This is a genomic window from Oscillibacter sp. (assembly GCF_040505565.1).
GTDB lineage: Bacteria > Bacillota > Clostridia > Oscillospirales > Oscillospiraceae > Oscillibacter.
The window spans coordinates 137,995-152,599 of record NZ_JBEUWZ010000006.1; the positions used below are offsets into that span (position 1 = coordinate 137,995).

A 14,605-nucleotide genomic window follows, 5' to 3' on the forward strand; every position below is an offset into this window, starting at 1 on the left:
TTCAGTTAACTCCTTTATATTCATTGATAGGATAATACCGTTCCTTTTCATTTTCAAGCCGACGGACCACACCACCCCGAACCTCCAGCCAGTCCAGATGGGCCATTGCTTCTCCCACCGCGAAAAACTTCTGGGTCAGCGGAAATTCGGCCCAGTTTCGGGCGTGGATACTCCACTGCATCCGACCGGTAATCTCATAGGCCGTCAGCCCCGGCGTCTCCGCCACGATCTTCCGTGCGTCGTCAAGCCGCTTAGCATGGTGGGTCTTCAGCTCCTCCGCCCGGACCCGCAGGTCTCCGGTCTCCGCCCTGTGGGCGGGCAGCAGGAGTTTAACCGGCAGTTCCTTCACCCGGTCCAGACTCTCCAGATAATCCCCCAGCGCATCGGGAATCCCCTCCCACCGGCAGATGTTCGGTGAGATATGGAACAGGACGTGATCGCCGGAAAAAAGCGTCTGGTTTTCCGCGTCGTACAGGCAAAGGTGTCCCGGCGTATGCCCCGGCGTCAGAATGCAGCGGAGCTTCCGCCCGCCGTATTCCAGTACCTCACCGTCCTCCAGTCGGTCAAAACCCCGGCCCAGTGGCTCAGGCCCCTCCATTTTGGCAGGATTGCTGTTCCACAGCCAGTTCATTTCGTCCCACGTAAAACCGTTTTCCACATAGCTGGCATACTTTGTCCGCCAGACCTCCTCGCGGCTGTATTCCTCCCGCCGGACTGCGTCCGTTTTGCTAAGGAACACGGCGCAGCCTGGCCGGTGAAGATAGGTTGAAAGGCCCGTGTGGTCACTGTGGAGATGGGTCATGAAAAGGTCCGTCCGCCCCAGATCCGCGCCGATCTCCCGGAGCTGGGCGTCCATCGCCTCCTTGCAGGCAGGCTGGTTGAACCCAGTGTCGATCAGGAGATTCCGCTCTCCGACAATCAGGAAGCTGTTGAGGTTTTTCAACGGATTTCCCACCAGAGGGATATTCAGGCGCCAGAGTCCCGGCGCAATCTGTTCCGCCATGCGTTTCTCCTTTTGATTCTCTCGTTTTGGTTTATTGTAGCAGTTTTTTTGCGGCTTGTCCACGGCTGCCGCTTAAAACCCGGGAAAAGACGACCATCGCGGTGTTTATAGTCCTGCCGCCCGCTGTATTTTCCCTCCCCGCCTTGAAAAGCATGCTTTCGCATGTTAGAATAAAGAATCTTTAGTTGTGGAGGTCACTTTTCACCATGAAGAAACACTTTTTCGCACTGGCCCTGGCGGTTTTGCTGCTGATCTGCGCCGTTCCCGCCCAGGCGCTCACCGGCGAGGGGACCCGTGCCGCCCAAACGCTGTCGGCCCTGAACGTGGTCCGGGGAGCCTATAACGTGAACGACCCTGCCACTCGGGCGCAGGCCGCCGTACTGCTGGTCCGCCTGGCCGGGGCCGAGAAGTCCGCCGCCGCGGACAGGACCCACACTCCCTTTCAGGATGTACCCGCCTACGCGGTGCAGTCCGTTCGGTACGTATACGGACAAGGCTGGCTGGGCGGCGTCACCGGCAACACCTTCGGCGCGTCTCAGGCGATCACAACCAGGTCCTACTGCGCGGCCCTGATGCGGATGCTGGGCTATACCGGCAGCGACTTTTCCTATGAGAACTCCATCGCCTTCGCCCGGCACATGGCGGTGATCTCCCGAAATTACGGAGATACTCTTACACGGGGCGACCTGTTTGAACTGACTGTCGGCGCTCTTTATGCAGCCTATAAGAACAGCGACGGAACCATTCTGGACCGTCTGATTGCCTCCGGCACGGCCTCCGCCGCCACCGCCGACACTCTGAGCCTTTACAATCAGGCGCTAACCGTCCGGCAGGCCGCTGACCGGCTTACCGCCGCCGTATTCCAGCTGAGCATGTACGCAGAGGCCAAGGGCTACAACCTCGACGAGCCAGACAGTACCGCCAGCGGCTTCTTTATCAGCGGGGACGGTCTGGCTGTCACCAATTACCACGCCATTAGGGGCTGCTCCGCTGGCATCGTCACCCTTATCAGCGGCGAGCAGTACCCTGTGGAAAAGGTCCTCTACTATGACGAAGGCATTGATATTGCCGTTTTGCGCATCGGTACCAAATCCATTACCGGTGTGAAAACGCCTAGCTTCGTACATCTGGAAATGGCCGCGCGGGACACGTTGCGGGTGGGCGACGAGGTATACACCATCGGCAGCCCTCTGGGGCTGGGGCTGGCCATCTCCACCGGCATCATCAGTGACGTCAGCCGGGTCGTATCCAGCTATGACGCTCCCTGCATCATGTCCACCGCCGACATCTCTCAGGGCTCCAGCGGCGGCGCATTGCTGAATGTCTACGGTCAGGTGGTGGGCGTCACCTCCGGCGCGTTTGTCTTCGGCAACAACATGTATCTGGCTGTGGCCATCGATCCGGTGCTGGCCGCCGACCTCACCGTAGAGGGCCAGACGCTGGATCAGGTGAAGCAGTTCGAGGCCAGCCAGACCAAAAATGCCGCCTGATTGTTCTGAAGGAGACCGCCCCCGCGGCACCCGAACCTGACATACCTGCATGAATGAAAACGTCCGGCATCCCAAAGGCGGGATGCCGGACGTTTTTGTGTGCTTCTTCTATTTTTCCGTCCCGGATAGCTCCACCAGCCGTCCGCTTTCGTCCATCTGGGCGGGGATAATGGTGTTGTCGGTACATTTGGCAATGTTGTCAATCCGCATTTTCGCCGGGTAGTCCGCGATCAGGCTCACCGCGATGCCGTGACGCTTCGCCCGGCCGGTACGGCCGATGCGGTGGACATAGTCCTGATTCTCATCGGGCACATCGCAGTTGAATACCACGTCCACATCGTCCACATCAATGCCCCGGGCCGCCACGTCGGTTGCCACGAACACCTGCAGCTGGCCCTTGCGGAATTTGTCCATCACCTGCTCCCGCTTCTTCTGGGGAATATCACCGTGGATACACTCGGCGTCCATCCCCCGCATCTGCAAAAATTTGGCGATGCGCTCTGTGGACCCCTTTGTGTTGCAGAAGACCATGGCCCGGTCGTAGTTCCCGCCGTTCATAATTCCGGCGATGGCCTCCGCCTTGCCGTCGTAGCTGACCTCCAGTCGGTACTGAAGGATGTCCGGCTTGTTCTGCTCGTCCGCCCGGACGGTGATCTCTTCCGCGTCCCGCTGATACACCCAAGCAATGTCCAACACCTCCCGGGAAATCGTGGCAGAGAACATGCCCAGGTTCTTCCGCTGGTTCATCCGGTCCAGCAGACGGGTCACATCATGGATGAAGCCCATGTCCAGCATCCGGTCCGCCTCATCCAGCACCACGGTCTGGGCGGTGTCCACCCGAACTGTGCGGCGCTTCATGTGGTCCGCCAGGCGGCCCGGGGTGGCAACGACAATCTGGGGCTTCCTCTTCAGAATGTCAATCTGCTTGCCGATGGGCTGTCCACCGTAAAGGCACACCATCCGCACACCCGGACGGAACTCCGCGATGTCCCTCAGCTCGTCGGTGATCTGGATGGCCAGCTCCCGGGTGGGCGCCAGAATGACCGCCTGAACAGTCTCATCCTCCGGGGCAATGTGTTCCACGATGGGAATGCCGTATGCAAAGGTCTTACCGGTGCCGGTGGGAGCCTTTGCGATCACGTCCTTCCACGCCAGCATGGGAGGGATACACCCGGCCTGCACCGGGGTGGATAGTTCGATATTACGTTTTTCAATGGCGCGCATGATCTCCGGTGACAGTCCAAGACTGTCAAACCGGACGCCTTGTGTCAATTCCATAAGCTGTTTCTTCCCTTTTCCGATTTGGTTTTTCAGCGTCTCCGAGCCTGACCGGGACGCGGTTCTTCATATTTGTTACAAATCTCTGTTATTATATCCGCTTTGGCGGAATTTGTAAAGTCTGGTGCCTAAAAGGCTGTTTGGAACAAAGTATTTAAAAATATGAAGCGCAGTCTCATTTCTAAGACTGCACCTCGAATTATAATTTGTGTTGTCTTTATCCGCTCGTAAAACAGAACTGTATAAGAGCTAAGTGTCAAAATGCTTTTCTTACCTGTGCGAATCTGTTTCCGCTGCTTCTCCGGTCTGTGGGAAACCAAAAATCCAAAGCAGCCCGCCAAACAAGGCATATGCAGCCGGGCATCGAATGTCGACTTTCATAATAAAAGAAACAATTTCCTGATACACGGGAACATATGGGAAACTCATTTGAACAATGCCAGCGGTAACAGATTCAATCAACACAATCACCGACCATATCGCATAAGGCAGCTCCAAGACAAAACAGAGTAAAAGAACGATCATAACAGTCCGCCTTGCTTTTTTCGTCCACGGTTTATTCAAACCCTTTGTCTGCATCACAACGCCAATTCCCTGCATAATCCACCATCCAAGCACAAGCATCAAAATTGGATCGTAGAACATGCTCATAAGGAAGGACGGAGTTGTTATGTATTTTTCCGCTTGCAAGGAAAGGCACAGAGGATGTAGAATAATTGCTCCAACCGCCATCATCAGGAGAACGATAGAAGAAACCATCATCCTTCTGAACGCTGTTTTCCTGCTTTCAGGAACAGGAATGCCATAAAAGACAGCGTTTGCATCGACGTTCAATATATCTGCAATCCTCATAATCATATCCACATCCGGTCTTGTTTTGCCGTGTTCATAATTCGATACGGTCTGCCGCGTCACAAACAGTTTATCAGCCAATTCCTCTTGAGTCAGTCTCTTTTGTTCCCGCAAATTGAAAATGTTCTTTCCAATATCACGCATAGCAAATCACCTCATCCACACCATAGCATCAAACCTGATTTATGTCACGCAAGGCCTCTTTTACATGGTCAGTTTGGCCTGCCGCAAGAACAGCTGTCTCTCCCGATCAACCCCAAAAAGTGGCCGGTATCGAGGATACCGGCCACTTTTTTATAGTTTACGGATACCGCCTTTGGCCGCTCTTTACCGGTGGGGAACATGCCAGATTTTGTCCGCATACTCCGCCACGGCCCGGTCCGCCGCGAACACGCCGCTGCGGGCAATGTTGTGCAGACTCATCGTATTCCACTTCGCCGCGTCGGCGTAAGTCGCGGCCATTCGCTTTTCCGCATCGCAGTAGGCAGTAAAGTCCGCCAGTAGCAAATACTCGTCCGCCGGAGCGCCCCGGTCGCCGAACAGAAGCCTTCTGTACAGGTCCTCGTAGTCCACGCCGTCCCGGAAGCCGGTCTTCAGGGCGTTCAGCACCTGCTGGAGCACCATGTCCCGGGCATAAAGCCGCTGAGGAATATACCCTCCCCGCTGCAAAGCCGCCGCCTCGTCGGAGTGAAGTCCGAAAAGGAACATGTTTTCATCTCCCAGAACGTCGTGCATCTCCACGTTGGCCCCGTCCAGAGTCCCCACAGTCAGCGCACCGTTCATCATGAACTTCATATTGCCGGTGCCGCTGGCCTCCTTTCCGGCGGTGGAAATCTGCTGGGAGACCTCGCTGGCGGGCATCAGCCGCTCCGCCAGCGACACCCGGTAGTTCTCCAGAAACACCACCTGCAGTTTATCCTTGCAGACAGGATCATGGTCAATCTGGTCCGCCAGCGAGTTGATGAGGCGGATAATCCGCTTTGCCACCGCGTACCCCGGCGCGGCCTTTGCGCCGAAGATGAAAGTTTGGGGCTGGACAATGGCGTTGGGGTCTTCCTGCAACCGCTGATAGAGGGCGATGATATGCAGGACGTTCAAAAGCTGCCGCTTATACTCGTGCAGGCGTTTGACCTGTACGTCAAAAATGGCGTCCGGGTTCAGAAGGACTCCCTGCTCCTGTTTCGCATAGGCGGCAAAGTCCTCCTTGTTCTTCCGCTTAATTTCCGCCAGACGAAGCTGGATCTCCGGGTCGTCGGCGTAATTGTCCAACTTTTTCAGCGCCTGGGGGCGCATCAAGTAGGTCTCTCCCCCCGCAAGATCGCACACAAGGCTGTGGAGCCTCGGATTGATCTCCGCCAGCCAGCGGCGGTGGTCGATGCCGTTGGTGACGTTGGTAAACTTTTTCGGCTCCATGGCGCAGGCGTTTTTGAACACGTCGCTTTTTAAAATCTCCGTGTGAAGCCCGCTGACGCCGTTGACGCTCATCCCCCCAGCGATGCACAGGTTCGCCATACGAATCACGCCGTCCCAGATCACCGCGGTGTCTCGGACCTTCTCAGAGTCGTGGAAAAAGTTCTCGCACTTCTCCTGCCAGCGGTGGGCAATCTCCGCCGTGATCTGCCAGATGCGGGGCAAAAAGCGCTGAAACAGATCCTGGGGCCACTTCTCCAAAGCCTCTGCCAGCACCGTATGGTTCGTGTAGGCAACGGAGTGGGTGGTGATCTCCCACGCTTGGTCCCACTCCATACCCGCGTCGTCGATTAAAACCCGCATCAGCTCCGGAATCACCAGAGCCGGATGGGTATCGTTGATCTGGAGGACATTCTTCTCATGGAAGTTGGTCAAAGCCCCGAACTCCGCCAGATGCTTTTCCGCAATGCTCTGCACCGTGGCGGATACGAAAAAGTACTGCTGCTTGAGCCGCAGGGACTTGCCCTCGATATGGTTGTCTTCGGGGTAGAGGACCTTGGCAATCACCTCTGCCATGGCCTCGTCCTCCGTGGCCTTGAAATACTCCCCCCGGGAATAGAGGCTCATATCCACCGGCTTGGGGGACTTGGCGTCCCACAGACGCAGGGTATTGGTGTGGCGGGTGTCGTATCCGGCGATCTCCATGTCGCAGGGAACGGCCAGCACCGTGGTGCCGCCCTCCTGAACGATGTGGAGGTGCCCGTCGTCCCAAAACTCCCGCAGGGTACCACCGAAGCGGACCTGCTTGGCTTCCTCGGGCTTGGGAAGGAGCCAGGCGGAACCGATGCCCTTCCAGTTGTCGGGCAGCTCCACCTGCTGACCCTCCACAATTTTCTGCTTGAAAATACCCAGATCATAGCAGATGGAATACCCCGCAGCGGGAATCTCCAGCGTGCTCATCGAGTCCAGATAGCAGGCCGCGAGACGACCCAGTCCGCCATTGCCAAGACCCGCGTCCGGCTCCAGCTCGAAGATGTCTCCCGCATGAAAGCCAAAATGCTCCAGCGCTTCCTTCAGCTGGGGCAAAACCCCCAGATTATAAGCGTTCTTTTGAAGGCTCCGACCCATCAGAAATTCCATAGACAGATAGTGCACCTTCCGCTTTCCCTTTCGGCGCGTCTCCTTCCGGGTCTCCACGCTTCGCAGGGCCATGACATCCCGCAAAACCAGCGCACTGGCGCGGAGCATCTCCGTCTCGCCGGCCTCCTCCGCGGTCTTGCCGAAGTTGACCATCAGCTTCGCGGTCAGGGCATCTTCCAGTTCCTTTGTCGTAAATGCGGTCATTCTTTTTCCTTATCCGCGATTTCTTCTCTCTTATCCGCGGGTCCTTTCATTTGGGTCGCCTTCTTTGCGGCAGATTTGTCCGCCCCGGGCTTTTTAGCGGCGGTTTTCTTCTCCGCCGCTTTTTTCATCCCTGTCACTTTGAACAATTTTTCCGCCGCGGGCTGCGTGGATTTCTCCGCCAGTCTGGGGTGATCCGGCTTTGCCGCCAGCTTCGCCTGGTCGGGCTTTGCCGTCAGCTTGGCTTGATCGGATTTCGCCGTCAGCTTGGCTTGATCGGATTTCGCCGTCAGGCGGAGCTGGGCAGGTTTCTCCGCCTGTTTTTCTGCGGGCTCCTCGGGCTTTTCAGCGGGGACCTTCGGCTCTTGGGCCGGTTCCTCGGTTTTTAGGGCAGGGGGCTCCTCTTCAGCGTGCCTTTCATCCGGTTCCTTCGGCGGGGCGTCTTTCTCTGGTTCTCCCCCCGGGACAGCAAGGCGGGGTTTTCCGGAGATATTGCAATAGATCCGCAGATATTCCCCGGCACTGCGCCTCCAGCTGAAGTCCCCCGCCATGCAGCGCTGCTGCAAGCGGCAGAACTGATCGCCATTGTCCCAGTAAAGGCCCACGGCCTGCCGGATCACAAACAGCATATCCCCGGAGTTATAAGCGGCAAAGGTAAAACCGTTGCCCGTGTCCCTCCACGACTCATAGGGGTGGACGGTATCCTTCAGTCCGCCGGTCTCCCGGACGATGGGTACCGTGCCATACCGCATGGCAATCATCTGGCTCAGGCCGCAGGGCTCGCTCTTGGAGGGCATCAAAAACAGATCCGCACCGGCGTAGATTGCCATGGACAGAGCCTCGTCATAGTCCAGCCGCGCGGCCATCCGTCCGGGATACTGCGTCTGCGCCCAGGCAAAGAAATCCTGATACTGCTCATCGCCCTTGCCCAGCAACACCATCTGCACCGGCAGCTCCATGATGTCGTGGAAGACCTCTTTGATGAGGTCCAGCCCCTTGTGGGACACCAGCCGACTCACCACCGCAAGAATCGGCGTGTCCGGCTCCTGGCGCAGCTCCATCATCCGCTGCAGCTCCGCCTTGTCCTTCACCTTCCCGCTCAAGTCTCCGGCCGTGTAGTTCGCTGCGATCAGAGCGTCCGTGTGCGGGTTGTAACGCTCCATGTCGATGCCGTTCAGCACACCGGAGAGCTTGTAGGCGCACCGGCGCATAACACCCTCCATCCCGTGGGCAAAGAAGGCGTATTTCAGCTCCTCGGCGTAGGACGGGGACACGGCGGTGACGGCGTCGGCGCAGAGAATGGCGGCCTTCAGCAGATTCACGTCGCCGTCCATGATAATGGTCCCGTCGTCCACCCAGCCGTGGTCCAGCCCGAACAGGTCGCCCATGACCTCCGGCCCATACCGGCCCTGATACTCGATATTGTGAATGGTCATCACCGTCCGGATGGAGCGGAAGCGCTCCTCTCTCACTCCGTCGTCCTTCAAATAGATGGGAATGAGCGCGGTCTGCCAGTCGTTGCAGTGAATCACATCCGGCCAGAAGGCCATGTGGGGCAGCATCCGCACCACGGCCCGGGAGAAAAAGCCGAACCGCTCCCCGTCGTCCACATAGCCGTAAAGGTTCCGGCGATTGAAATACTGCTCATTGTCCAGGAAATAATACGTCACCCCGTCCCGGAGAAGGCGGAACAGCCCGCAGTAGCAGCGCCGCCACGCCAGATTCACATAGTCGTAGCACAGGTACTCCAGCTCCGGACCGAACTGCTCTCGTATCCGCTGGTACAGCGGCAGTACCACGGCCATCTGGACGCCCTCCGCCGCGATGGCGGCGGGAAGAGAGCCGGACACATCGGCCAGTCCCCCCGTTTTGCAGAAGGGCACGGCCTCGCTGGCCGCATATAAAATTTTCATGGCAGTTTCCCCTTTCCGTTCTCATTTTACCCGGTCCGAAGAGGCGGACCGCCCGGGCTGCCTTATACGCAGGCCCCCTTGCTCAGCACCAGCGGGTAGGATGAGTGGCCGATCAGCGTCCGATCCGCCAGCACCTCAACCTGCTTATCCGCAATGATATGCGCCAGATCCGCGTTGCGGCGGATCACGGTGTCCGGGAACAGCACGCAGTTGCGCACCCGCGCACCCTCTTCCACCACCACGCCGGGAAAGAGGATGGAGTTTTCCACGACCCCCTCCACATTGCAGCCGTCTCCCACCAGAGAGTTGACGCAGTGGCCCGTCGGGCCTGCATAGCTGGAGGATTTATCGGCATTTTTCGCCCGGATAGGCCGTTCGGGAGTGAACAGGTCCGCCCGGATGGCGGGGTCAAGTAGCTGCATACTCCGGTCGTAATATTCCTGCACGGAGCGAATCTGGGCGGCGAAACCAGTCCAGATGAAGGAACGGATATTCAGTTCCCCCACCTTAGCCTGAAGTATATCGTGCCTCCAGCTGTACTGATCGCGGCTGATGCACTCGTCTACCAGATCCTTCAAAAGCCGGGTGGAAATGATATAGACCTCCAGCCCCCGATAACCCCGGGGCGTGTGCATATGATAAAGAACCCCGCGCACCCGCCCCGTCCCGTCGGGTTCAAAATAGGTGCCGTTGTCCACGGCGAAGCTGTCGTTTCCGCACACGGCGGTGATGTCCGCCCCGGAGCGGATGTGCTGCTCCAGAATTTCGGACAGGGGCAGGTTCACCACAAGGTCGCCGTCCATCAGCGCCACATAGTCCTGACGGATGGTGTCCAGATAGCTGCGGACTCCTGAAAGCGCCTCCATCTTTCCCCGGAACTCCCCGGTGCCGCCGCGCTGCCGCTCATAGGCGAAAGGAGGCAGCAGCTTCAGCCCGCCGCGCTTTCGGCTCAGGTCCCAGTTCTTGCCGCTGCCCAGATGGTCAATCAAGCTTTGATAACGCCCGTGCAGCACGATGCCCACGTCGGTGACCCCGGCATTCACCAGATTGGAAAGGCCGAAATCAATGGCCCGGTACCGCCCTCCGAAGGGCATGGAGGACGCGGAACGGGTATCCGCCAGCTCTCTCAGATCATTTCGCTTCTCATAGCAGAAGATGATTCCGTGCAGTCCATTCATCTTGCCACCTCCTCGCCGTTTTTACTCAGCATGGTCTTGGGCGGGACGGCGGTCCCCGCCTCCAGCGCGCAGCCCGGAGCCAGCACTGTAAGCCCCCAGGCCTGCGGGTCCACGCCCTCCGGCGACGCGCCTACCCGGCAGTTTTCTCCGATCAGTGCGTCCTGCCCGACGATGGCGTATTCCACCATCGCTCCCGCTTTCACGGTGACGCCGGGCATCAGCACGGAATAGCTGACTCTGGCTCCCTCCTCCACGTTGACTCCGGCGGAGAGGACGGAATTTTCAACGGTCCCCTCCAGATCACCGCCGCGATTAAAGGCGCTGTGGCTCACCTGTGCGTGCCTGCCAAGATAAGCCGTGGGCATGGAGACGGATTTGGCATAGATGGGCCAGGACTCGTCCAGCAGGTCCAGCCCGGATTCCGGGGACAGCATATCCATGTTGGCGTCCCATAGGGACTCCAGCGTCCCCACGTCCTTCCAATAGCCTTCAAAGCGATAGGCCGCCATCTTCTCTCCGCTGCCCAGCATGGCGGGAATCACGTTTTTTCCAAAGTCATTCTCCGAGCCAAGGTCCGCTTCGTCCGCCTCAAGATAGGCCCGCAGGGTCTTCCACGTGAATACGTAAATTCCCATGGAGGCCAAATTGCTTTTGGGCTGTTTGGGCTTTTCCTCGAACTCCTGCACCAGGTCGTGTTCATCCACATTCATGATGCCGAAGCGGGATGCCTCGGCCCAAGGGACTTCCATGACAGAGATCGTGCAGGCGGCGCCGGACTCCCTGTGCCGCTTCACCATGCGGGAGTAATCCATCTTATAAATATGATCGCCGGAGAGAATCACCACATATTCCGGGTCGTACCGGTCCACAAACGCGATGTTCTGAAAGATGGCGTTGGCCGTACCCTTATACCAGGTTCCGCCCGCAGCGGATTGATAGGGCGGCAGAATGTGGACGCCGCCGGTGCTGCTGTCCAGATCCCAGGTCTGTCCGTTGTCCACATATGCGTTCAGCTCCAGCGGGCGATACTGGGTCAGCACACCCACGGTATCGATGCCGGAGTTAGCACAGTTGGACAGAGGGAAATCGATGATGCGGTACTTTCCGCCAAAGGGGACTGCGGGCTTTGCCATCTCGCCGGTCAGCACGTACAGCCGACTGCCCTGGCCGCCGGCCAGCAGCATGGCGATACATTCTTTTTTCATGCCTCTGCCTCCTTATTTTACGGGCTTCGCCGCCGGTTTTTTCGCGGCTTTCTTCCCTGTATCTCTCTCTTTTTTCACCGTCGGACTCGCTTTGGAGGATTTTGGAGTTTTTGCCGGTTTTTCTGCCGCGGGCATCGACGCCTCTGTCGGCGCGGGCTTTTCGCCCTTCGCCGCCGCCTTTTTCGCCGGAATCTTTCCCTCTCCCCGAAGGAACACGCCGCCAAACGGCGGGATCCGCAGGGATACCGAGCAGTCCCGCCCATGGGAGGGAACGGTCTCCGCTTCCACCGGCTCCGCATTTCCGTATCCACCGCCGCCGAATTCCCCGGCGTCCGTGTTAAATACCTCCACAAACCGCCGGTGATCCGGCACCCCCACCCGGTAGTCGGGATAGGCGTTGGGCGAGAAGTTCACCGCGCACAGAAGATCGCTGCCCTCGGCGTCCCTGCGGAGAAAGACAGCCACGTTGTTGTGGTTGTCGTCCGGCACCAGCCACTCAAATCCCTGCCCTCGGAAGTCCATTTCCCACAGCTCCGGCGTTTTCTGATAAAACCGGTTGGCGGCCCTGAAAAACGCCTGGGTCTTGCGGTTGATCTCCGCGTCCAGCAGATACCAGTCCAGCTGACCGTTTGCGTCCCACTCGTGCCACTGGCCGATCTCCGGGCCCATAAACAATAGTTTCTTTCCCGGATGTGCCAGAAGGTATGCGTAAAATCCCCGGAGGGAGCGGAGCTGATTTTCATAGTCGCCGGGCATTTTGCCCACCAGCGATCCCTTCATATGTACCACCTCGTCATGGGACAGGGGGAGCACATAGTTCTCGGAAAACGCGTACATCAAAGAAAAGGTGATATCCTTGTGATTAAACTGCCGGAAATAGGGGTCCAGCTTCAGATAGTGGCACATGTCGTTCATCCATCCCATGTTCCACTTCAGATTGAAGCCCAGACCGCCTGCCTCCGGCGGGCTGGTCACCAGCGGCCAGGAGGTGGATTCTTCCGCCACCATCAGCACACTGGGGTCCACGGAAAAGGCCATCCGGTTCAGGTTTCGCAGAAATTCGACGGCCTCCAGATTTTCCTTTCCCCCGTTTTTGTTGGGGGTCCACTGGCCGTCCGGCCGATCATAGTCCAGATAGAGCATGGACGCCACCGCGTCCACCCGCAGTCCGTCGATGTGGTACATCTCCAGCCAGAACCGGGCGGAGGAGAGCAGAAAACTGACTACCTCCTGCCGTCCATAGTCAAAAATGCGGGTTCCCCAGCCGGCGTGCTCCCGCTTTTTCGGGTCGGAATACTCATAGCAGAAAGAGCCGTCAAACTCGTACAGGCCCTGCTCATCCTTGCAGAAGTGGGCGGGAACCCAGTCCAAGATCACGGAGATTCCGTTTTGGTGCATATGGTCCACAAACCACATGAAATCGAACGGTGTGCCATACCGGGACGTAGGTGCGAAGTACCCAGTGCACTGATAGCCCCAGGAGTCGTCCAGTGGGTGCTCCGTCACCGGCAGCAGCTCGACAGCGTTGTATCCCATGTCCTTCACATAGGCTGCAAGGTCTCTGGCAATGGTGCGGTAATCATAAAATCCCTCGTTCTCCGGTCTTCGCCAGGAGCCCAAGTGAACCTCGTAGATGTTCAGAGGCGAGGTATAGACGGGGCGGTCTCCCTTTTTCTCCCGAAATTTCGCGTCGGTCCAGGGAAATCCCTCGATGTCAATGAGCTTGCTGGCCGTGGCGGGGCGGGTCTCCGTGTGGAATCCGTATGGGTCCGCCTTGTAGTGCACGGCGCCGTCCGCTCCGGTCACGGCATATTTATAGGAGGTATACCGGGGCAGATCCGGCAAAAATCCGGTCCAGGTCTCACCCTCCCGCTTCAGCGGCGCGGCGGAGGCATCCCATTGGTTGAAATCTCCCACCACGCTCACTGCCGCGGCGTGGGGCGCCCAGACCCGGAATGACCATCCCTCCCGTCCCCGGCTGAGCGCGGGATGCGCGCCGAACCAGGCCCAGCCCTCCGTCAGCGTTCCCGCGTGGAATCTGGAAGCCTGTCCATTCTCCCCCATGACCTCACTCCTCTCCCACCAAGACAATCCATTCGCCGGTGGTCACTCATTTTCGTATACCCTCCGGCCTTTGTCTTTCTTATCGTTCAATTATACCCCATGGCAAAATTAGCGTCAAGAATACGGCCTGTCGAAATATGGGTTATGCTTTCGTGGATTTAACGTCTTCTTATGCAAAGCACAGCAATTTTTTAACTTCTTTTTCTTTCCCCTCGGCGGATCAAAGCCAAAGGGCGGCCGTCAAAGACGGCCGCCCTTTAAAATCAAGTCTTTCCGCGGATCTTCGCCCCGCACTTGGGGCAGGTGATCTCCACGCTTCCCTTGCCCACCGGCACCCGGCAGATGGTCTTGCAGCTCTTGCAGGTAAAATACTTATGCTCCTTATCGGCATGGCGCTCCTTCGCGCTCTGACGACCGCCCAGAAGCCTCGAGCGCAGCTGCATCCATCGGCTGTTTTCCTCTCTGCGCTTATAGAGATTCTTTGAAAACATCCGGAAAATCGCCAAAGCCCACAGAGCCATAGCTGCCCAATACAGCACCGCGCCCGCAACCGGTACGCGCCGCTGAAGGAACATGGAGATAATGTCGAGAACCAGACAGGTCCAGACCGTTGCCATTCCCAGCTGGTCTGCGCCGTTGCGTCCGTACATCAGACGGACAAATCCTTTTTTCATCCCTTGCATAAATCCCATAGAGAAAGGCTCCTTTTCGAAAAACATATCCCAGCTGGGACTTAGAATATATTTTACTCGCAATTTTCTTTTCCCACAACTATTTCCGATTGAAATTTACAAATTGGTCATTTCTTTCCGGATCCGCCAAGCCGCGTGGGCAAATTTCGGGCAGCTTAAGCTTTCGCAGGCAAAAATTT

The 14,605-nt window shown here is 57.8% G+C and carries 10 protein-coding genes; 1 reads left to right on the forward strand and 9 read right to left on the reverse strand.

Going from position 1 to position 14,605, the window contains the following annotated elements; all coding sequences use genetic code 11:
• Position 1: 1 nt before the first annotated feature.
• Positions 2 to 1,003: an MBL fold metallo-hydrolase gene (locus ABWQ15_RS02375; RefSeq protein ID WP_353907221.1), complete on the reverse strand. Its 1,002-nt coding sequence runs from the start codon at positions 1,001 to 1,003 to the stop codon at positions 2 to 4.
• 206 nt (positions 1,004 to 1,209) lie between these two features.
• Here ABWQ15_RS02375 and ABWQ15_RS02380 point away from each other — a divergent pair, with 206 nt between their 5' ends.
• Positions 1,210 to 2,493: a S1C family serine protease gene (locus tag ABWQ15_RS02380; RefSeq protein ID WP_353907222.1), complete on the forward strand. Its 1,284-nt coding sequence runs from the start codon at positions 1,210 to 1,212 to the stop codon at positions 2,491 to 2,493.
• 108 nt (positions 2,494 to 2,601) lie between these two features.
• Here ABWQ15_RS02380 and ABWQ15_RS02385 read toward each other — a convergent pair whose 3' ends face one another.
• From ABWQ15_RS02385 to ABWQ15_RS02420, 8 genes are all read right to left on the reverse strand, one after another.
• Positions 2,602 to 3,771 carry a DEAD/DEAH box helicase gene (locus ABWQ15_RS02385; protein ID WP_353907223.1) on the reverse strand — a complete coding sequence of 390 codons (1,170 nt, stop codon included), beginning with the start codon at positions 3,769 to 3,771 and terminating at the stop codon, positions 2,602 to 2,604.
• A gap of 270 nt (positions 3,772 to 4,041) precedes the next feature.
• Positions 4,042 to 4,767: a helix-turn-helix domain-containing protein gene (locus ABWQ15_RS02390; RefSeq protein ID WP_353907224.1), complete on the reverse strand. Its 726-nt coding sequence runs from the start codon at positions 4,765 to 4,767 to the stop codon at positions 4,042 to 4,044.
• 183 nt (positions 4,768 to 4,950) lie between these two features.
• A complete protein-coding gene (locus tag ABWQ15_RS02395; RefSeq protein WP_353907225.1) occupies positions 4,951 to 7,377 on the reverse strand; it encodes a glycogen/starch/alpha-glucan phosphorylase in 2,427 nt (808 codons plus the stop codon).
• Positions 7,374 to 9,287 (reverse strand): glycogen synthase GlgA, encoded by a 1,914-nt coding sequence (glgA, locus tag ABWQ15_RS02400; RefSeq protein ID WP_353907226.1) that lies wholly within the window; start codon positions 9,285 to 9,287, stop codon positions 7,374 to 7,376. The genes ABWQ15_RS02395 and glgA overlap by 4 nt, the downstream gene beginning before the upstream one ends.
• A 62-nt stretch (positions 9,288 to 9,349) precedes the next feature.
• Positions 9,350 to 10,465, reverse strand: coding sequence for a glucose-1-phosphate adenylyltransferase subunit GlgD (gene glgD, locus ABWQ15_RS02405; protein ID WP_353907227.1), 1,116 nt, complete (start codon positions 10,463 to 10,465; stop codon positions 9,350 to 9,352).
• Positions 10,462 to 11,670: a glucose-1-phosphate adenylyltransferase gene (locus ABWQ15_RS02410; RefSeq protein ID WP_353907228.1), complete on the reverse strand. Its 1,209-nt coding sequence runs from the start codon at positions 11,668 to 11,670 to the stop codon at positions 10,462 to 10,464. The genes glgD and ABWQ15_RS02410 overlap by 4 nt, the downstream gene beginning before the upstream one ends.
• Before the next feature lie 12 nt (positions 11,671 to 11,682).
• Entirely contained in the window at positions 11,683 to 13,734 is a 2,052-nt protein-coding gene (glgB, locus tag ABWQ15_RS02415; RefSeq protein ID WP_353907229.1) for a 1,4-alpha-glucan branching protein GlgB, read from the reverse strand.
• Between the two features lie 263 nt (positions 13,735 to 13,997).
• A complete protein-coding gene (locus ABWQ15_RS02420) occupies positions 13,998 to 14,426 on the reverse strand; it encodes a ribonuclease P Rpr2/Rpp21/SNM1 subunit family protein (RefSeq protein ID WP_353907230.1) in 429 nt (142 codons plus the stop codon).
• Between the last annotated feature and the right edge of the window lie 179 nt (positions 14,427 to 14,605).